This is a genomic window from Pseudonocardia sp. Cha107L01 (genome assembly GCF_052566575.1).
Genome location: NZ_CP199579.1, coordinates 172,299 through 190,980, shown reverse-complemented (window position 1 = coordinate 190,980; position 18,682 = coordinate 172,299). Strand labels below are relative to the sequence as shown.

At 70.8% G+C, this 18,682-nt stretch carries 21 protein-coding genes; 15 read left to right on the top strand and 6 right to left on the bottom strand.

Annotated elements, in window-relative coordinates:
• Nucleotides 1-30 precede the first annotated feature (30 nt).
• Complete coding sequence (locus tag ACTXG6_RS01005; protein WP_445185858.1) at nt 31-273, top strand: hypothetical protein; 243 nt, start codon at nt 31-33, stop codon at nt 271-273.
• A gap of 42 nt (nt 274-315) precedes the next feature.
• Here the strand turns inward: ACTXG6_RS01005 and ACTXG6_RS01000 are convergent, their stop codons facing one another.
• Together ACTXG6_RS01000 and ACTXG6_RS00995 are read right to left on the bottom strand one after the other, a co-directional pair.
• Nucleotides 316-969, bottom strand: a complete 654-nt coding sequence (locus ACTXG6_RS01000; RefSeq protein WP_445185857.1) for a hypothetical protein — start codon at nt 967-969, stop codon at nt 316-318.
• A gap of 82 nt (nt 970-1,051) precedes the next feature.
• Nucleotides 1,052-1,252 (bottom strand): hypothetical protein, encoded by a 201-nt coding sequence (locus ACTXG6_RS00995; protein ID WP_445185856.1) that lies wholly within the window; start codon nt 1,250-1,252, stop codon nt 1,052-1,054.
• A gap of 252 nt (nt 1,253-1,504) precedes the next feature.
• Between ACTXG6_RS00995 and ACTXG6_RS00990 the strand changes: the two genes are divergently transcribed.
• From ACTXG6_RS00990 to ACTXG6_RS00975, 4 genes are all read left to right on the top strand, one after another.
• Complete coding sequence (locus ACTXG6_RS00990; protein WP_445185855.1) at nt 1,505-1,846, top strand: hypothetical protein; 342 nt, start codon at nt 1,505-1,507, stop codon at nt 1,844-1,846.
• A gap of 234 nt (nt 1,847-2,080) precedes the next feature.
• Nucleotides 2,081-2,947 carry a polysaccharide lyase family 7 protein gene (locus ACTXG6_RS00985; RefSeq protein ID WP_445185854.1) on the top strand — a complete coding sequence of 289 codons (867 nt, stop codon included), beginning with the start codon at nt 2,081-2,083 and terminating at the stop codon, nt 2,945-2,947.
• A 56-nt stretch (nt 2,948-3,003) separates the two neighbouring features.
• Nucleotides 3,004-3,627, top strand: coding sequence for a phosphatase PAP2 family protein (locus tag ACTXG6_RS00980; RefSeq protein ID WP_445185853.1), 624 nt, complete (start codon nt 3,004-3,006; stop codon nt 3,625-3,627).
• 271 nt (nt 3,628-3,898) lie between these two features.
• Nucleotides 3,899-4,711 (top strand): hypothetical protein, encoded by an 813-nt coding sequence (locus ACTXG6_RS00975; protein WP_445185852.1) that lies wholly within the window; start codon nt 3,899-3,901, stop codon nt 4,709-4,711.
• Nucleotides 4,712-5,005: 294 nt separating this feature from the next.
• On the opposite strand, the gene ACTXG6_RS00970 is transcribed toward ACTXG6_RS00975, so the two are convergent.
• Nucleotides 5,006-5,644 (bottom strand): fasciclin domain-containing protein, encoded by a 639-nt coding sequence (locus ACTXG6_RS00970; protein WP_445185851.1) that lies wholly within the window; start codon nt 5,642-5,644, stop codon nt 5,006-5,008.
• A 217-nt stretch (nt 5,645-5,861) separates the two neighbouring features.
• Here ACTXG6_RS00970 and sigK point away from each other — a divergent pair, with 217 nt between their 5' ends.
• From sigK to ACTXG6_RS00950, 4 genes are all read left to right on the top strand, one after another.
• A complete protein-coding gene (sigK, locus tag ACTXG6_RS00965) occupies nt 5,862-6,470 on the top strand; it encodes an ECF RNA polymerase sigma factor SigK (protein WP_445185850.1) in 609 nt (202 codons plus the stop codon).
• Nucleotides 6,470-7,249 (top strand): anti-sigma factor, encoded by a 780-nt coding sequence (locus ACTXG6_RS00960; protein WP_445185849.1) that lies wholly within the window; start codon nt 6,470-6,472, stop codon nt 7,247-7,249. Before sigK ends, ACTXG6_RS00960 begins: the two co-directional genes overlap by 1 nt.
• A 74-nt stretch (nt 7,250-7,323) precedes the next feature.
• Nucleotides 7,324-8,928 carry a molybdopterin-dependent oxidoreductase gene (locus tag ACTXG6_RS00955; protein ID WP_445185848.1) on the top strand — a complete coding sequence of 535 codons (1,605 nt, stop codon included), beginning with the start codon at nt 7,324-7,326 and terminating at the stop codon, nt 8,926-8,928.
• A 132-nt stretch (nt 8,929-9,060) separates the two neighbouring features.
• Nucleotides 9,061-9,624 (top strand): TetR/AcrR family transcriptional regulator, encoded by a 564-nt coding sequence (locus ACTXG6_RS00950; RefSeq protein WP_445185847.1) that lies wholly within the window; start codon nt 9,061-9,063, stop codon nt 9,622-9,624.
• Here ACTXG6_RS00950 and ACTXG6_RS00945 read toward each other — a convergent pair.
• Nucleotides 9,593-10,540: a LysR family transcriptional regulator gene (locus tag ACTXG6_RS00945; RefSeq protein WP_445185846.1), complete on the bottom strand. Its 948-nt coding sequence runs from the start codon at nt 10,538-10,540 to the stop codon at nt 9,593-9,595. The two genes, ACTXG6_RS00950 and ACTXG6_RS00945, sit on opposite strands and share 32 nt — an antisense overlap.
• Before the next feature lie 69 nt (nt 10,541-10,609).
• Between ACTXG6_RS00945 and ACTXG6_RS00940 the strand changes: the two genes are divergently transcribed.
• Both ACTXG6_RS00940 and ACTXG6_RS00935 read left to right on the top strand, forming a co-directional pair.
• Nucleotides 10,610-11,560, top strand: coding sequence for an EamA family transporter (locus tag ACTXG6_RS00940; RefSeq protein ID WP_445185845.1), 951 nt, complete (start codon nt 10,610-10,612; stop codon nt 11,558-11,560).
• Between the two features lie 58 nt (nt 11,561-11,618).
• Nucleotides 11,619-12,098, top strand: a complete 480-nt coding sequence (locus ACTXG6_RS00935; RefSeq protein WP_445185844.1) for a VOC family protein — start codon at nt 11,619-11,621, stop codon at nt 12,096-12,098.
• A gap of 17 nt (nt 12,099-12,115) precedes the next feature.
• Here ACTXG6_RS00935 and ACTXG6_RS00930 read toward each other — a convergent pair whose 3' ends face one another.
• Complete coding sequence (locus tag ACTXG6_RS00930) at nt 12,116-12,853, bottom strand: TetR/AcrR family transcriptional regulator (protein WP_445185843.1); 738 nt, start codon at nt 12,851-12,853, stop codon at nt 12,116-12,118.
• Between the two features lie 91 nt (nt 12,854-12,944).
• Between ACTXG6_RS00930 and ACTXG6_RS00925 the strand changes: the two genes are divergently transcribed.
• Genes ACTXG6_RS00925 through ACTXG6_RS00915 form a run of 3 tightly spaced genes read left to right on the top strand, consistent with a single transcriptional unit; the run spans nt 12,945 to nt 15,800 of the window.
• Nucleotides 12,945-14,516 (top strand): flavin-containing monooxygenase, encoded by a 1,572-nt coding sequence (locus tag ACTXG6_RS00925; RefSeq protein ID WP_445185842.1) that lies wholly within the window; start codon nt 12,945-12,947, stop codon nt 14,514-14,516.
• The gene (locus ACTXG6_RS00920) at nt 14,513-15,379 is read left to right on the top strand and encodes a metal-dependent hydrolase (RefSeq protein WP_445185841.1); all 867 of its coding nucleotides are present in this window, start codon (nt 14,513-14,515) and stop codon (nt 15,377-15,379) included. The genes ACTXG6_RS00925 and ACTXG6_RS00920 overlap by 4 nt, the downstream gene beginning before the upstream one ends.
• Before the next feature lie 46 nt (nt 15,380-15,425).
• Entirely contained in the window at nt 15,426-15,800 is a 375-nt protein-coding gene (locus ACTXG6_RS00915; protein WP_445185840.1) for a hypothetical protein, read from the top strand.
• A gap of 276 nt (nt 15,801-16,076) precedes the next feature.
• On the opposite strand, the gene ACTXG6_RS00910 is transcribed toward ACTXG6_RS00915, so the two are convergent.
• Complete coding sequence (locus ACTXG6_RS00910; protein ID WP_445185839.1) at nt 16,077-16,985, bottom strand: oxidoreductase; 909 nt, start codon at nt 16,983-16,985, stop codon at nt 16,077-16,079.
• 143 nt (nt 16,986-17,128) lie between these two features.
• Between ACTXG6_RS00910 and ACTXG6_RS00905 the strand changes: the two genes are divergently transcribed.
• The gene (locus tag ACTXG6_RS00905) at nt 17,129-18,442 is read left to right on the top strand and encodes an MFS transporter (RefSeq protein ID WP_445185838.1); all 1,314 of its coding nucleotides are present in this window, start codon (nt 17,129-17,131) and stop codon (nt 18,440-18,442) included.
• Nucleotides 18,443-18,682 lie beyond the last annotated feature (240 nt).

Below are 18,682 nucleotides of genomic sequence, written 5' to 3'. Positions count from 1 at the left end.
ATCAGACCGTCCCGGTGGAGCTGGGCCAGTGTGCGCGAGAGCATGCGCTGGGAGATGCCGGGGATGGCGCCCGAGGACCCCGCCGCTGCGCCGCCGGCGTTCCTCCACGCTCCCACGCTCGACGTCGGGCTCGTCCTGTCCGGACAGATCGTGCTGGAGATGGAGGACGGGACAGCCGCGGAGCTGTCGACCGGGCAGGCGTTCGCCCAGCGGAGCACCCCGCACCGCTGGCGGGCTCCGCACCCGTGGACGCCGTCATCGCGGTCGTCATGATGGGTCAGGACCGCTGAGGGAACTCAGGTCGTGGAGATCCGGTCATCGAACCGGTCGAGGCAGCAGTCGTCGCCCCTCGGCGGTCCCGGTGGGTGGCTGGGGGAGTGGCCGAATCTGCCTGAACGGCTCGTACTCGGTTGCGCCCAGTGTGGCTGTCAACTGGGAAACACATATTTCGCAGGTGCTTGTGGTGGCACCGGGCGCAGAGTCGAAATCGCGGGCATGTTGGAGGCCGGCGACAAGAACGATGGCACTGGTGGCGAGGGCTTCTCGGATCGGCGCTGTTCGGATCGCATGCATCGCCGCGCCGCGGTCATCGTCGCTGGTGGCCCACTCAGCTCGAAGTGACACCGCGGGTGACCCGAGTTCGGTCACGGCCATCGAGACCAGCGAACCGGACATCGCACCTCCGACCGATAGAACGGCCGCAAGCTCGCGTCGCCCGGGTTCGGTGAGTTCCGTCGCCGCATCGGATCTGGTCGAATAGAAGTCCTCAACAAAGGACTCGATCACCGGCAGGATCGCTACTATTCGGCACCCGAGGACGGTGGCGGAAATCAGTCGCTTCGCGACCAGTCGGAGCTCGGCCTGATCTGAAAGCGAGCTGGGGTCCATCGTCCAGATCAAGGGCGACAGAGCGCGTGCATCGAATCCGCTGAACGTGTGGCCTGAAGTGATTGGGGGGTAGTCGGGCATCGCGCCACTCCTCGATGAGGGGCGGCGCAAGGCGTGTCCGCGCCGCGTGCTCCCGACTCTCGACCCTCAACTGGACTTGAGGTCAAGCGAGAGTGGCCGGCGTCATGCTCGAGCCTCGGGCGGTCGCGGTCGCGGTCGCGGTGGCGCTCGCGGTTGGGAGGCGGGACCGGTTGCGGTGCTGGCCCAGTGCCTCGATCACGCCGGGCAGGTCCTGCTCCTCCAACCGCTGGACGAGGGCGCTGTGCTCCGCCACGCGGGTGCGCCGGGAGTCGGGCGTCATCATGTCGGGGAGGATGCACGGGTGGGCCAGCCGCCACGGTCGCCCAGCTCCTCGACCATGATGGTCAGCGGCGACAGCCAAGGTCTTCGTCGCACCCCGCCACGCACGCACTGGGGTGTTTCTCTCCCGGGTACTGGGCTGAGGGCCCCGTGCGGTGCGGATCACCCCACCGGGTCCGGGCGCCGTCAAGGCCATTGCCGAAGATGATCTGACGGGTAATCTCGTGATTGCGATCTTTAATCGAGGAGGACCCAGGTGAACCGAACCCGCTATCCCATTGCCGTTACCGCCTCCGCCGCCGTGGCGACGATGTTCGTGGCGGCCGGTACCGCCTTCGCCGCGACGCCGGCACCGGTGCAGGTCTCGTCGTCAGCGATGCCGATTCAGCTCGCGGACGACGACACCGGACACAACTACCACTGGCACCTGCACAATCGCCACGCGCGCGCCGGGGAGATCATGAGGGACTACTTCGGCGGTAGCAGTTCCGCCGGCGGGCCCCAGCGGATCGGGTTGCTGTGTCCGCCCGCGCCCCCGCCCGGGGTGGGTCAGTGGAAGTGCGCATACACCACGGTCCCGCCGGTACCGGCACCCTGACCGTGGACCGGCGAGCTCGCCCCTCTCGGCGAGCCGCGCGCTGAGGGCCCCACTTTCCGAACGGATCATGCCTGGCACCCATGGCGCTGCCGGGGCGGCAGCGTCGCCTCGATACCGATCCGCACGCCGCGCTGCCGCGACGACCCATGCGCTGTGACCGGGATCGGGAGGTCGGGGGGCCCGCGTCCGAGGACAGCCACCGGTCACACTCGGTGGTCACGCTAGCGTGTGAGCGTGACGCGGCGCGAACTACCCCACAAGATCGGCGCGGTGCTCGGACGGCGACGGTCGGCAATCGCCGCGGCCTGCGCGGTCGTGCTCGTCGCGAGCCTGGGGATCGGTCTGCTCGTCGCAGGTGGCCCGCACCCGGAGTCACCGCCGTCGAGCCCACCGGTCGCCTCCGCCACACCGCCATCACCTCAACCCGTGGGGATCAGCCTCGACGGTTGGAAGTTGAGCATTCCCGAGGAGAACGACGACGGCGACGCGACAACGATTGAGCCGGCGGCCCTCAAAGCACCCTGGCTGAGCGCGACCCCTGACGGTGGGCTGATGTTCTGGGCGCCCGCGTCCGGGGCGACCACCAAGAACTCCGACAATCCGCGCACCGAGCTGGACAGTCTCACCAACTTCAAGGCCGGCACCGGCCCACACACCTTGACCGCCTCGGTGACGCTGTTGCAGGTGCCCCAGGACGGCGGCGGCATCATCCTCGGCCAGATCCACGGGGCCGATGACATCAGCTCGGTGCCCTTTGTGATGCTGCGCTTCCAGGACGGGCAGGTCAGGGTCGTGGTCAAGAAGAAGCAGAGCGGGAGCAGCTCGAACAAGTACCCGCTGCTGAACAACGTGGGGCTCAACAGCCAGTTCGATTTCACCATCACCGATCTGGGCAACGGCAGCCTCGCGTTCACCGCGTCGCACGGCGGCGACACCCATCAGGTCGTGGCGCCGATCCCAGCGCCGTTCCAAGGCCAGACGGTGCGTTTCCAAGCCGGGAGCTACCAACAGGCCGATGACCCAGGCGGAGCCCAGGACGGCGGGCGGGTCATCTTCCACCGTCTTGCCGAACAGCCCACTGTCCCCTCGCCGAGGGGGTAGCCAAGCCGGGCAGTCGATGGGATCGTTCCCTCGCCCACCCCGTGGAGGACATGTCCATGACGATCAACATTCAGCTGTTGTTGGCCATCAATGCGTTCGCAAGGTCGACGCCGTGGCTCCAGCCGTTGATGCAGTTCTACGCGACGGCGGGCGGCTTCGTCGTGTTCGCCGAGCTGATGCTCGCCGGTTGGTGGCTCGCGCGCCGGCGGCCGAATCTCGGAGCGGTGGCGGCCGCGCTCTGGACACCGGTGGGCATGCTGCTCGCGCTGGCGATCAACCAGCCGATATCGGCGATGTTCGCCGAGCGGCGTCCCTACCTGATGTACCCGAACCTGGTGAGCATGGCCCAGCACAGCCTGGCGCCGGGGTTCCCCAGCGATCACGCCGTGTTGGCCGGCGCGGTGACCGCCACACTGTTCCTGGTCAGCCGCCAGCTCGGCTGCTGGACGGCACTGGCAGCGGCCCTGATGGCGTTCGCCCGGGTCTACATCGCGGAGGCCTACCCGTCCGACGTCCTGATCGGGCTGCTGCTCGGCGCGGTGATCAGTCTGGTCGGTTACCTGGTCGTGCGCGTGGTCCTGGTGCGCCTGCTCAGGATGGCCGATCCGACGATCTTCCGGCCGCTGATCACCGCCACCCCGCGCACCCGCCTGGCCAATCCCGCGGCCAGGGTCGTCTGACCTGGCAGCGGCGGGTGCCCATGGTCAACTCGCCAGCGGCCCTGCCCGGCCACGCAGTGAGCCGACGGCACCGGCTCGCCGAGGCTGAGAGCGATGCCGAGAAACCTGGAGGCGGGCTCGTCGTTCCTACATACGAGCCGTCCGCATCCTTCGCCAGAGTGACCCCGGGGCGGCGCCGGGCCCACCGACGCCGTGGGCCGGTCGCACCCTGCGCGAACGCTCGCCGACCGAATCTTGTCCTCTGAGTTCCTGGCTCAGTCTGGAGACCACCATGATGCGCCGTGCCGCACCGCTCCTCGTGCTCGTCGGACTGTTAGCCGGGTGCGGGCGGGCCGAGCCCGTCGTGCCGTCGGGGCCACCCCCGTTGGCGAAGTTCTCCTCGGTCGAGCAGTTGAATGCCGCGGTGACGACGCGGGAGAACGCCGACAAGACCGCGAAGATGACTATCAGTGGCGGTGTGGACGGCCAGCCCGACCAGGAGTTCTACGGTGTGGGGGTGCTGCGCCTGGACCAGGGCGGCGCGTCGATGCAGTTCGCCGAACAGGTCCAGCGGCCCGGCGCGGCCCCGGCGGAGGTCACGCTCGTTGTCCAGCCCAGCGCGGTCTACCTCAAGCCCCCGGCCGACGCGGTCCTGCCGCCGCGCAAGTCGTGGGTGCAACTGGGGCGCTACACCTCCGATCCGTTCTACCGGCGGTTCCTGCCGATGGCGGCGGCGCTGCGCATCTCCGACCCGCAGATGTTCTTCGCCCGGTACGGCGACGCGGTCACCATCACCAACTCCGCCGAGGAGGCGATCGACGGTGCCCGAGGGGTGCGCTACGACCTGCACGCCGACGTAGCCAAAGCGGCGGCCAACCAACCCAACCCCGCGATCGGCCAGGCGCTCCGCGACTCGCTCGCCGCCGGCCTGACCAGTGTGGATCTCACGATCTGGCTCGACGAGAGCCACCGCCCGCTCCGGACCCTGATCGACCAGCCCATGCCCGGCGCGACCGGCCGGTTCAAGCTGGACTCGCACTACAACACGTGGGGCAAGACGATCTACATCGGCCCGCCGGAGCCGACGCTGGTCACCCAGCAGTAGTTCCCGAGGTTCGCAGCCGCGGTCGTTGTTCGCCGCCGAGTAGATCGAACACCGGCGCGTCGGCGCACTAACCGGTTCGCCGGAGTTGCTGCTCCGCACCGCGGAGGCGGGTAGCGATTCGTGACCTCGCCGAGGCGTACGCGCTCCTGGAGCGAGGTTTCATCCCGAACGCCGGTGGGTGCAGAACAGGACCTGACCCGGCCGTCGATGCGGCCCCGACCGTGCCCGGTGCTCCGGTCGTGGTGAGCGCCCGTCCGTGGGGCGCCCACCACAGGACACTAGTTCCCGGTGCGGTCAGCTGCCCGGTGTCGCGGCCGGCGGCATGAGCACGCTGTCGATGATGTAGACGGTGGCGTTGGCGGTCTGGACGTTGCCGCAGATCACGTGCGAGGCGCCGTTGATGGTGAAGTCCTCACCGGTGCCGGAGGTCTTGAGGCTGGCGCCCTCGAGGGTCTTGAAGTCACCGGAGGCGAGGTCGGCGGGGGTGATCTTCTGGCCGACCACGTGGTAGGTCAGGATCTTGGTCAGCGTCGCGTTGTCAGCGAGCACCTTGTTGAGGGTCGCCGGCGGAATCTTGTCGAAGGCAGTGTTGGCCGGGGCGAACACGGTGATGTTCTGAGCGCTGTTCAGGGTGTCGACCAGGTTGGCCTTCTTCACCGCGGTGACCAGGGTGGACAGCACCGGGTTGTGGCTGGCGGCGGTGGCGACCGGGTCGGTGGCCATGCCCTGGAAGCTGCCCGGGCCGCTGGTCGGTACCGCGCCGCAGGCGGAGCCGAACTGGCTGGCCGCCTCCGTGCTGGTAGTGGCCGGTGCGGCGGCGGCGGTCTGGCTGGTGCCGGGTGCGGAGCTGGGCGTTTCGCTGCTGCCGCAGGCGGTCAGACCGGCGGCGGCGATCGTGATGCTCAGTGCGGCCACGATTCGGGTGATGCGCATGGTCGGTTCCTCTCGAGGGTGGTGCTGGTCCGCGGCGTCCCCTCGTCGGGGGGCCGGACGGTGACGTGGTTGCTTCGGACCCGCGGTGGCGTCGGCTTGGTCCGGAACCGAATTCGTCCGTTCGGCAGAAGCGGCGGGCGAATTTTGGTCGCGGACCAAACCGTGAGCCCGGTGGCCCCGAATGCTGGCTGGGTACCGACGGCGAGGGGCGCTTGTGATGCGAGATCCGGTGTGGCCACTCCGCCGCGGTGACGAGAGACGGGACGAGCGGGGCGACCCGCGCCCGGCGACGGCCGAGGACTTGCTCGCCCAGGTCGCCAAGGGGGACGAGTCGGCGTTCGAACAGCTCTACCCGCTGGTCGCCGGCCCGGTGCTGGGCGTGGTACGTCGGGTCGTGCGCGACACCGCGCAGACCGAGGAGGTCGCGCAGGAAGTGCTGGTCGAGCTGTGGCGGACCGCCCCGCGCTACGACCCGGCCAAGGGCAGCGCGCTGACCTGGGCGCTGACCGTCGCCCATCGGCGCGCGGTGGACCGGGTTCGTTCGGCCCAGGCGCGCAGCGACCGTGAGCAGCGGTTCTGCGCCGAGTCGGGAGCCCGGGATTTCGACGAGGTGGCCGAGGCCGTGACCACCAACCTGGAACGTGAGCAGGTTCGCCGTTGCCTGGGCTCGCTGACCACGTTGCAGCGGGAGTCCGTGGAGCTGGCCTACTACGGCGGGCGCACCTACTCCGAGGTGGCCGAACTTCTCAACACACCACTGGGCACGGTGAAGACTCGCCTGCGCGACGGGTTGATCCGGCTCCGCGATTGCTTGGGAGTGGCGTGATGAGCAGCCCCGACATTCATACGCTGACCGGCGCGTACGCCCTCGACGCGCTCGATGAGCTCGAGCGCCGCCAGTTCGAGGCACACCTGGCCCAGTGCCCGGAGTGTGCCCGCGAGGTCGACGAGCTGCGCGCGACCGCGGCCAAACTGGGCATCGCCGCGGCCGAACAGCCCCCGGACTCGCTGCGCCGCCGGGTGCTGGCCGAGGTGGCCATCACCCGCCAGAACTCCCCGGCGGGTGGACCGGTTCCCGCGCAGCCGCGCAGTGGGCCGGCCGGGCGGCGCACCGGTGCAGGTTGGGCGGTGCGGCTGACCGCGGCCGCCGCGGCCGTTGCGGCGGCCGCCGCGGTGGTGCTCGGCGTGGTCACGGTGCGTACCGCGCAGCAACGTGACACCGCACTGGCCGAGCTCGCCCAGGCACAGGCGCAGTACGCGCCGGTGCAACAACTGGCCGCGGCGCCGGATGCACGGGGCGGGTCCGGGGTCGGGGTGCGCGGTGGCACCGTGTTCGTGCTCGCCTCCCACGAGCTGAACCAGGCCGTGCTGTTGGTGTCCGACCTGCCCGCGCCCCCGCCGGGGCACACGTACCAGGCCTGGCTCATCGGCCAGGGCCACCCCCGTTCGGTGGGACTGGTGCAGGCAGCGGCGTCGAACCGGGCGGACCCGCTGCGGTTCGGCGGCCTCTCCGGTGCGACCAAGGTCGGGTTGACCATCGAGCCGGCCGGCGGCTCGCCGCAACCCACCACCACCCCGGTCGTGCTGTTCGACCTGCCTACCTGAGGCACCCGGGTCGCGGTGGCTGACAGCCCGGGGTCGAGACCAATCCGGCACCGGGCGCGCGACGAACCAGCCAGGTGAGCATCACCGCGACTCCGCCGGACACCGCACCCCGCTCGGCCGGTGTGCCCGGACCCGTCGCCGCGCTGATCGAGGTCGCCTCGGTCAGCGCCGCGCTGGGTCTGAGCCAACTCGCCGCCGCACTGATCGCACCGGCCTCGGCGCCGTTCCAGGCGGTCGCCGACACAGTGGTCCGGCTCTCGCCGGCGGGGTTGACCGAGTTCGGCAAGTCTCTCGAGTTCCCCGCGCTCGGCATCGGCAAGGGCGTCGCGGACAAGCTGGCACTGCTGGTCGGCATCGGCGCGGTCATCCTCCTGATCGCGGTGATCGCCGGCCTCGCGTCGCGGCGCCGGCGATTGCCGGGGCGAGTGGCGATCGCGGCTCTCGGTGTGGCCGGGCTGGCGGCGGTGATCTTCTCCCCGGTGTTCGCGCCGCTGAACCTGGTGGCCCCGCTCGTCGCGCTGCTCACCGGGCTCGCCGTCTTCGGCTGGCTGCACGCACTGGCCACCCGGTCGCGGGGTCCGGCGGCGGACCGGCCCGGCGGCGTGTCCCGACGGAGCGCGCTACTGGCCGCCGTCGCTGTCGGGATCGGCGGGATCGGTGCGGCGGTCGCCGGCTCGTCGCTCGGCGGCGGGGTCGCGCGCTCACGCACCGCACTGCTCGGGCGGATCAGACCGACCCGACCGGCGCCCGCGTTGCCGCCCGGCGCCGACTTCGCCTCGATCGGCTGCCCGACGTTCCTCACCGCCAACCGGGATTTCTACCGGATCGACACCGCACTGCGGATCCCCGAGGTCACCGCCGAGTCCTGGTCGATGCGGGTCCACGGTCTGGTCGAGCGGGAACTGCGGCTTACCTATGACGACCTTCTCGCGCGGCCGCTGCTGGAGCAGACGATCACGATGACCTGCGTGTCCAACGAGGTCAACGGCAACCTGATCTCGACCGCCAACTTCACCGGCGTATCGCTGCGGGACCTGCTGCTGGAGGCCGGGGTGGCGCCCGGTGCCGAGCAGCTTTTCAGCACCAGCATCGACGGCTGGACCGCGGGCACGCCCACCGACGTGCTGCTGCGCCCGGACAGCGGCGCGCTGTTGGCCATCGGGATGAACGGTGAACCATTGCCGCCGGAGCACGGGTTCCCGGTACGGCTGGTGGTACCCGGGCTCTACGGCTTCGTCTCGGCAACCAAGTGGCTGGCCGACCTGGAGCTGACCACTTTCGACGCCAAGCAGGCCTACTGGCTGCAACGCGGTTGGGCGCAACGGGCACCGATCAAGACCCAGTCCAGGGTCGACCGCCCACGCCCCTTCGAGACACTCACACCCGGCCGGGACGGCACCGTCGCCATGGCCGGGATCGCCTGGGCCCAACCGCGCGGCATCGGCGGGGTCGAAGTCCGCATCGACGAGAACGGTCCGTGGCGGCCGGCGCAACTGACCCCCCAGGTCAACCCGCGGACCTGGCGGATGTGGCGGATCGACCTCGCGCTCGCGGCGGGCAGCCACTACATCCAGTGCCGCGCCACCGACTCCACCGGCGCCACCCAGACCGCCACGCCGGCACCACCCATCCCGGACGGCGCGGCCGGTTGGCCCGGCATCAGATTCGCCGTGGCCTGACTCGATGGACGCGCTCGAACCCAGCCGACCGAGATCGCCGGGCCGGGCGGCCGACCGCGATCAGGAGCCGGCGGGGGAGAGGAGAACTCTCCGCTTAGCAACGTCGATGCGGTCCGGCGAGACGGAGGCGTGGTGGCGCGGGAGCATGGCGAGCACTTGCGGGCCGACGCGCAGCACAACCGCGACCGCATCCTCGAGGTCGCGCGTGACGCCTTCGCCGCCTCCGGCGAGGTCTCGCTGAACTCGATCGCGAAGAAGGCCGGCGTCAGCCCGGGCACCCTCTACCGGCATTTCCCCAGCCGCGAGGCACTCGTGCTGGCGGTCTACCGCCACGACGTCCAGCAGTTGGTGGACGCCGCGCCCGCCCTGCTCGCGGAGCACTCCCCGCTGCGGGCGCCGCGGCTGTGGTTCGACCGCCTCGCCTACTACGGCCGGATCAAACACGGCCTCGCGGACGTGCTGCACGCCGCCACCAGCGACGGCCTCGTCGGCGAGACCTACGGTGTCATCGGCGCCATCCCCCTGCTGTTGCGGGCCTGCGAGGAGGCCGGCGACATCCGGCCCGGCCACGACCCCGACGACGTCCTGCTCATCCTGGGCTTCCTCTGGCGCATCGCCCCCAGCCCCGACTGGGAGGTGCGGGCCGCCCGGATGCTCGACATCGTCATGGACGGCCTGCGCGCCGGCGCCCGGTAGCCGAGCTCGGAGCAACCGGCTCGATCTCGACGTCCCGCGACGTGTCGCCGACCGGTTCCGGCCGTGCTCCGACCACGGCGCGGACCATGTCGAGGAGGTCGCTGACCGCGGGGTGGCTCGGCGGCTGTCGCCAGGCGAGATAGACGTCCACGTCCGGCGCGTCCGTGAGCGGACGGTAGGCCACCGCCGGGTGCGGGTGCATGCCGGCGGTCGCGCTGGTCGTGACACCGACGGCACGGCCGGAGGCGATGGCGGCGAGCCAGTCGTCGGTGTTGGCGACGGTGACCGTCCGCCGGGGGCGGGCGCCGTCGGGCCACAGTTGGGGGGTGGTGGTGCCGGAGACGGTGTTGAGCGCCACCGGATGGGCGGCCAGGTCGGCGAGGGTCAGCGCCGGCCGGTCCGCGAGTGGGCTGTCGATCGGCACGGCGGCCAGCCGCGGCTCCACGAGCAGGTGTTCGGTGCGGATGCCGGGAGCCGACAGCGCATCCCGGATGACGGCGACGTCGACCTTGCCCTGGGTCAGCCCGGCGGAGCGGTCGTCGACCCGCAGAAGTTCCAGGGGGATCCGCGGTCGGTCCCGGTTCCACCGGCGCAGCAGCGTGGTGGTGTGCGGGCCGAGCGCCGACCACGGGTGTCCCAGGCGCAGCGGCCAGCTGGCGGCCCGGTCCGGGTCGAGCGCGTCCTCGACGGCGGCGAGCGCCAGGCGGGCGCGGTCCAGGAAGTCCCGGCCGGCGGCGGTGAGCGCCAGGTGGTGGGTGTCCCGATCGACCAGGCGGACGCCGAGATGCTCCTCGAGCTGCTGCAGGGTGCGGGAGAGCGCGGGCTGGGTCAGGTGCAGTCGGGCGGCGGCGCGGCTGATGTTGCCCTCGTTGGCGATGGTGACGAAGGCACGCAGGTGACGCAGCTCGGCGGTCATGTCTGCTCAGCATAAGCCCGGCTCAACAGGCATTTCACCTCGCTCGAGCGCGCTCGTAGCGTTGTCGGCGTGACCGAGTCGCGCCCCGCCGTGCCCACCGCTGTGCCCAGCCCCGTGCCCGCCTCCGTACCCATCGTTGTGCCCGCCGCCGACACCGGGCGGACCGGTTCGCGCGGCGGCGGTGCCGGCGCGGTCGGGCTGGTGCTCGGGGGCGCGCTGTCGGTGCAGTTCGGAGCCGCGGTCGCGGCGCTGCTGTTCCCGAGGGCCGGGGTGTCCGGTGTCGTGACGTTGCGGTTGGTGATCGCGGCGGCGGTGCTGTTGGCGGTGTGCCGGCCCCGGCCGCGCGGCTACGGCCGACGCGACTGGCTGTTGATCGGCGGGTTCGGCACCGCGCTGGCCGGGATGAACACGTTGATCTACGAGGCGATCGACCGGATCCCGCTCGGGGCGGCGGTCACCCTGGAGGTACTGGGTCCGCTCGCGCTGTCGGTGATCGCCGGGGGGCGGCCGACCCGCTGGCTGTGGGGGCTGCTCGCCCTGTGCGGCGTGGTCCTGCTGCAGGGTGGCGGTGTGCACGGGCTGGACCTGGGCGGGGTCGGGTTCGCGCTCGGGGCCTCGGTGATGTGGGCCGCCTACATCCTGCTCAGCGCCCGGACCGGTCGTCGGTTCCCCCGGGCCGACGGGCTCGCGCTCGCGATGACCGCGGCCGCCGTGCTGACCCTGCCGCTCGGCGTCGCCACCGCCGGGTCCGCGCTGTTCGACCCGGTCACGCTCGGCCTCGGCGCGGCGGTCGCCGGCCTGTCGTCGGTGCTGCCGTACACGCTGGAGCTGCTCGCCCTGCGCCGGATGCCCACGTCGACGTTCGCGGTACTGGTGAGCCTCGGACCGGCGATCGCCGCGGTGGCGGGTCTGCTCGTGCTCGGCCAGTCCCTCGCCGCCGGGCAGGTCGCCGCGATCGTTCTCGTTGTTGCGGCGAGCGCGGGAGCGGTACGGACCAGCGCGGCCGACCTACCCCGATGAGTTTCGGACAGCGCGGTGGTCAGTACGGGGGCGAGACGTCCACGTACCGGGAGGACCGATGAGCGACAGCCCGATCACCACCTGCCTGTGGTTCGACAACCAGGCCGAAGAGGCGGCGAACTACTACCTCGGCATCTTCAAGGATTCCACGCTCGGCAGTATCGTCCGCTACACCGAGGCCGGGCCGGGCCCGGCTGGATCGGTCCTGACCGTGGAGTTCGAGCTCAACGGCCAGAAGTTCGTCGGGGTGAACGGTGGCCCGATGTTCACGTTCAGCGAGGCCATCTCGTTCCAGATCCGCTGTGCCGACCAGGGCGAGGTGGACTACTACTGGAGCAGGCTCACCGAGGGCGGCGAGGAGATCCAGTGTGGCTGGCTGAAGGACAGGTACGGGGTGTCCTGGCAGGTCGTCCCGGCCGCGCTGATCGAGATGGTCAGCGACCCCGACCCGGTCAAGGCGGCGCGGACCACCGAGGCGATGTTCACGATGACCAAGCTCGACATCGCGGCGCTGCGCAGCGCGTACGACGGACACTGAGCGGCCCGCACCGGCCGCTACCGCGGTGAGCCCTCGAGCCCGGAGGGCACCGCCGCGGTGGTGGCCGGAACCGATGGTGGCGCGGACCGTGGCCGGACCGCGGCGACCAGCGGCTTGACGTAGACCTCGACGAGCCGTCGCTGGCCCTCCGGTGAGTCGACCGGCAGCACCGTCGTGGGCGTGATCACCAGCGAGATGACGGTGCGCACCAGCAGTTCGGCGAGCATCTCGATGTCCTGCTCGGGCAGCTCGATCCGGCCGGCGGCCACCTCGCCTCGGATGAGCCGGGCGATCCAGCCGCGGGCCGCCGCGACGACGGTATCGGCCTTGGTGGTCAGGTACGGCAGGATCAGCTCGGGCTCCGTGCGCAGCAGCCGGTTGAGCACCCGGTGTTCGCGCAGGAACGCCAGGCAGAACAGCAGCCCCTCGGACAGCTTGGCCTCCGAGGTGGACTCCGCCTCGATGACCGCCTCGAGCTTGGTCAGGAAGCGGCGCAGCTCGCGCATCAGCAGCGCGTTGATCAGCTGGTCCTTCTTCGGGAAGTACCGGTAGATGGTCACCCGGGACACGCCCACCCGCCGCGCCACATCGTCCATGGTGAACCGGCGCAGCCCGAAGTCCTCGGCCTGGTCGAACGCCGCCGTCAGGATCCGGGACGCGGTCTCGTCGTCCGGTGGGTCGGACGCCAGTGCATCGCGCAGCAGATCCTCAGCGCGCCCCGTGTCCCGAGCGCTGTCGGCGCCGCCCCTCCGCATGCTTCACCCTAACAAGGGTTTACATCTTGACGGAATTTGTTACATACGTTTGAGTGTTGCGAAACGCAGGCACCACGCGGACGGAGCAGTCATGGCCTCGACGCCGAGCCAACCCGACCACCACGTCGTGGTGATCGGTGCCGGGCTGAGCGGCATCGGGATGGGCATCGCGCTGCGCCGGGCCGGCCTGCTCGACTACGTCATCCTCGAGCGGGCCGGCGACATCGGCGGCACCTGGCGGGACAACACCTACCCGGGTATCGCGGTCGACGTCCCGGCCCAGGCCTACCAGTTCAGCTTCGAGCTCAACCCGGACTGGAGCAGGGCGTTCGCCCGGGGCCCCGAGGTCAAGGCGTACCTGGACGGCGTCGCCGACCGGTACCGGGTCCGCGAGCACGTCCGGTTGCGCAGCGAGGTCACCGCGCGGGTCTGGGACGACGGCGCGCACCTGTGGCGGCTCACCGTCAACGGCGGCGAGGTGACCGCCCGGTTCGTGGTCAGCGCGATCGGCCCGTTCGTCGACCCGAAGCCGGTGGACATCCCCGGCGCCGAGGACTTCGCCGGCACGTTGATGTACTCCTCGCGCTGGGACCACGACGTCGACCTGACCGGCGCCCGGGTCGCCCTCGTCGGCACCGGCGCCAGCGCGGTCCAGATCGTGCCGGAGATCGCCCGTCGGGTGGCTCGACTCGACGTCTACCAGCGCACCCCGATCTGGGTCGGGCCGAAGCTGGACCCGACCACCCCACCGGTGCTGGCAGGCCTGTACCGCCGGTTCCCGGTCAGCCAGCGGGTCGTCCGGAAGGTGGCCACCCGGGCGGTCGAGCTGATGCTCATCGACCTCGTGGTCAACCACCACCGGGTGCCGTTCCTGACCAGGGGAGCGGCCGCCGCGATGCGGTCGATCTGGTACCGCGCCCAGGTGCCGGACCCGGAGCTGCGGGCCAGGCTGACCCCGGACTACGGGCTCGGTTGCAAACGCCCCTCGGTCTCCAACAGCTACCTGCGGACGTTCACCCGGGACAACGTGGAGCTGGTCACCGACCCCATCGAGTCGATCACTCCCAGCGGCGTGCGCACCGCCGACGGGCACCACCGCGACGTCGACGTCCTCATCCTGGCCACCGGGTTCCGGCTGGCCAGCGACCCGGCGAACTTCCGGCGCACCCCGGTCCGAGGGCGGGACGGCTTCGACCTGGCCACGTCCTACGCGGGACAGCGGCTGACCTCCTACGAGGGCATCAGCATTCCCGAGCTGCCCAACCACTTCATGATGTTCGGCCCGTACGGCTGGGTCGGCGGCACCTGGCACCAGCTGGTGGAGAGCACCTCGGCGCACATCGTGCGGGTGATCACCGAGACCGGTAGGCGGGGCGCCACCGCCGTCGAGGTGCGCCCGGAACCGACCCGGCGGTGGACCGAACGGATGCGTACCCGGCTGGCCGGCTCGCTGTTCAACACCAACAGCTGCGCGACGGCCAACAGCTACTACTTCGACCATCACGGCGACCTGCCGTACCTGCGTCCCACCAGCTCGGCGGCCGCATTCCGCGCCGCGCGGGACTTCCCGCTCGACGACTACCGCTACACGTCCCTGCCCGAAGCCGCCGGCACCGCCAGCACGGCCGACGAGCTGGCCATGGTTACCAGGAGGATCAGATGACCGCCGAACAAGAGCGCGTTGTGGTGCCCAAGCGCGACGTGCGCACCCGCCGGATCGCCTTCGCCTACCCGACCGGTTCGCTGGACCGCCACTACGTGCAGGGCGACCTGGTGATGAGCCACCTCGTGGCGGTGCTGTCCGCGCTGTTCCCCGAGGGTGAGGACTTCTTCATCCGGGCGGTGCGCGGCTACCGCGACCAGGTGACCGACCCGGAGCTGCGGGCGCAGGTGGCGGGCTTCATCGGGCAGGAGGTCACGCACGGCCGGGAGCACCGGGCGCTCAACGACCGGCTGCGCGAGATGGGCTACCCGACCCGCCTGGTCGACCGCTTCACGAACCTGCTGCTCATCCGGTCCGACCGGCTGTTCCCACGCCGCTTCCAGCTCGCGGTCACCGCCGCGCTCGAGCACTACACCGCGACCATCGCCGAACGCCTGCTGACGAGCCCGGAGGCGCAGGAGCTGCTCGGCGAGACCGAGGTCCGCTCGGTGCTGCTCTGGCACGCGCTGGAGGAGTCCGAGCACAAGGCCGTCGCGTTCGACGTCTACCGCGCGATCGGCGGCACCGAGCGGATGCGGATCGGGACGATGCGGCTGGTCAACGCGCTGTTCGTACCGATCGTGGTGGTATTCACCGCGATCTCGCTGGCCGGCGACCGGGCCAGCTACAACCCGGTCCGGTTGCTGCGCAGCCTGGCGCGGGTGCCCCGCTCGCCGTTCGTGGCCAAGGTGGTCCGGCGGAACCTGCTCGCCTACAACAGGCCCGGCTTCCACCCGGACGACTTCGACGCCACCGCGCTGCTGGAGAGGTGGAGGGCCGAGCTGTTCGGCACCAACGGGAGCCTCGCCGACCACCTCAGGTAACCAGGGTGGCCGGCTCGCGATGTCGGATCGGCGGTAGGTTTTCGGTGTGGACGAGGATCGGGCACGGCGGGTCGCCGACACGCTCAGGGATCGCGGCATCGACGCATACCTGGAGCGGGCCGGCGTGTACCAGTTCGGGGTACGGGTGTCGCTCGGCGACGGGCGAGAGGCGATCTGGGACTCCGACGGCACCGCGACCCTGGAGGCCCAGGTCATGCGGGACGGGAACCTGGTCGGGTTCGTGCCGGTGATCGAGGGCTCGGAGAACTTCGACGAGGCCCAGGTCGTGGACGCGATCGCGCGTACCGACTACGACAAGCCGATCGCGTCGCTGCGCCCCACCGCGCCACCGCCCGGTGCGCCGTTGCCGCACACGGGCGGCCTGTTCCGGCGCTTCCTGGACGGCTTCCGCTACAAGTAGCCGCTCGGCTGGCGTGTTGCGGCCTGTTGTTACCGAGCTGCACAGCAGGCAGGTTTTTGCGGCTCTCGGCCTGCCTCCTGTGCAGCTCGGTAACAAATCTGAGGGCTTGGCTGTGAGCGTCGGGCCCGTTCGCTGCTGATCGGGGTGGGCACGCCGTGCCGGGCGCCGAGGTATCCGCTCGCCGAGTTCAACCTCAGCCGGGTCGTTCTCATGATCAAACCAGGCTGACGTTGCGTTGATCTTCGGGCGTCGCGGCGGTGCCCCGGTCGGCGCGGCTCAGTTCGGGTCGTCGCTGGCCGCCGCGAGGAGTGGGACCAGGACGTCGCTGATCGGGGTGGGCACGCCGTGCCGGGCGCCGAGGCGGCACAGCACGCCGTTGCGGGCGTCCCACTCGAGCGTCCGGTCGGCCGCCCGGTCGAACAGGATCGACGAACCCATGTCCGGCGGCATCGTGGCCAGCCGGTCGACCATCTGCTCGGCGAACGCCGGGTCCAGCCGGGCCCCCTCGGCCTCGGCCACCGCCATGCACTCCCGCGCCAGTGCCAGGCCCAGCGTCCGGACGTCCGCCCTGCGGAACACGCCGGAGCGCCGCCCGGACAGCACCATCAGCGCGGCCAGCGCGTTCATCGTCATCTTGCGCCACAGCTCGGTATGGAAGTCCGGCCGCACGTGGATCTGCGCGCCACCCGGGACGAGCAGCTCGGCAAGGCGGTGACCGGCGGGTTCGTCCGGCACGGTGAGCTCGGGTACGCCGCGCAGCCGGACCGTCCGCCGGTCCAGCCCCTCGGCGGGGCACCAGACCACGGCGGGCAGCACGGTGGCCGAGCCGACGTACGGCGCCACCCGATCGCGGTGCTCGACGCCGTTCTGCAGCACCACCACCACGGTCTCCGGACCGCACAGCGACCGCAACCAGTGGCCGGCGTCCGGGGTCTGGTGCACCTTCACCGCGAGCAGCAGCCAGTCCAGCGGGCCACGGGCATGTTCGGGCGCGGTCCGCACCTCGCCGGCCAGCACCACCGGATCACCGTCGTCGGGATGGACCGTGATGCCACCGACCGCCGTGCGCCCGTACAGCGGCACCGCACCCATCCCGGCGCGCTGCGCCACCGCCGCGAACGTTGCTCCGATCGCACCGGGACCGACCACCGCGAGCCGTTCCCGCTGTTCGCTCGTTGACGTCACCGCTCCATCTAACCGCCGGACCCATCTAACCGCCGGGCCCCGACCGGCCACTCGTCCGGCGGAGTTGGCCACATCACCGTGCGCTCTTTCGGATGCGGCTGCGATGATCACAGCCGACTCATAGTCACCGCATCGGAGTACCCATGAGCACCGTTGGCGCGCCCCCGTCGCGGAGTCGTATCGCGGTCGCCAGCTTCATCGGCACCGCCATCGAGTTCTACGACTTCTACATCTACGGCACCGCGGCGGCGCTGGTGTTCGGCAAGCTGTTCTTCCCGTCGTTCTCCCCGACTGCGGGGGTGCTGCTCTCGCTGGCCACGTTCGCGGTGGGGTTCATCGCCCGGCCGTTGGGCGCGATCCTGTTCGGGCACTTCGGCGACCGGCTCGGTCGCAAGCGGATGCTGATCATCTCGCTGCTGGTGATGGGGTTGTCCACGGTGGCGATCGGGCTGGTGCCCTCGTTCGCGAGCATCGGGGTCGCCGCACCGGTCCTGCTCGCGGTGCTGCGGTTCCTGCAGGGGATCGGGCTCGGCGGGGAGTGGGGCGGCGCGGTACTGCTCGCCACCGAGTACGCCCCGCCGGGCAAACGGGGGCTCTACTCGGCGTTCCCGCAGTTGGGCCCGGCGGTCGGGTTCGTGCTGGGTAACGCGCTGTTCCTGGTGCTGAACGCGACGATGAGCGCCCAGGCGTTCCAGTCCTGGGGCTGGCGGATCCCGTTCCTCGCCTCCGCCGTACTGCTCGCGGTCGGCTACTACATCCGCATGAAGATCGCCGAGACACCGGTCTTCCAGGCCGCGCTGGACGCCCACGAGCAGGCCAAGGTGCCGTTCTTCGAGCTGTGGCGCCGCCAGCCCGTGCAGCTGATCCTGGCCACCTGCTCGTTCATCCTCGCGTTCACGCTGTTCTACACGATCACCACGTTCTGCCTGTCCTACGGCACCACCACGCTGAAGCTGTCCCGCACCACCATGCTCGTCGAGGCCATCATCGCCGCCGCCGTGATGGGCGTGGCCACGCTGTGGTTCGCGGTCATGTCCGACCGGGTCGGGCGCCGCAAGCTGTGCATTGCGGCCGCGATCGTGTCCGCGATCTGGGCGTTCCCGCTGTTCTGGCTCCTGCAGACCCGCTCGCCCCTGCTGATCGGGGTGGCCATGGTGGTTGGGCTGCTCTGCTTCGCGCTGCTCTACGGGCCGATGGGCGCCTACTTCCCGGAGCTGTTCCGGGTCCGCTACCGCTACTCCGGCGCCTCGTTCGCCTACAGCGCCGCCGGCATCATCGGCGGCGGCGTCAGCCCGCTGATCGCGACCGACGTGCTGGCCAGGACCGGCTCCACCACCGGGATCTCCTGGTACCTGGTCGGGGTTGCCGTGCTCTGCCTGGTCTGCCTGCTGTTCCTCGCCGAGACCAAGGACGACGACTTCAGCGACGGCCTCGGCACCCGCCCGCTGGACGCCTGAGCGCGACGGCCTCGCTCCGGCGGCTGGTTGGCGAAGACGATCTCCACGAAGCGGCGGAGGGCGTCCTTGCCGCGCACCACGCCCTCGGCTGTCCCGAGCAGGTGGCGGACCGCGTCCAGGTCCTTGGCGCCGAGTGCCTCGTCCCAGGCCTGGAAGATCCGCGCCACCGCACTGGCCGTGTGGCTGCTGCCGGGCGCCGGTCGGGAGCTGCGGGTCACCGAGCGGTACGACCGGGAGCTG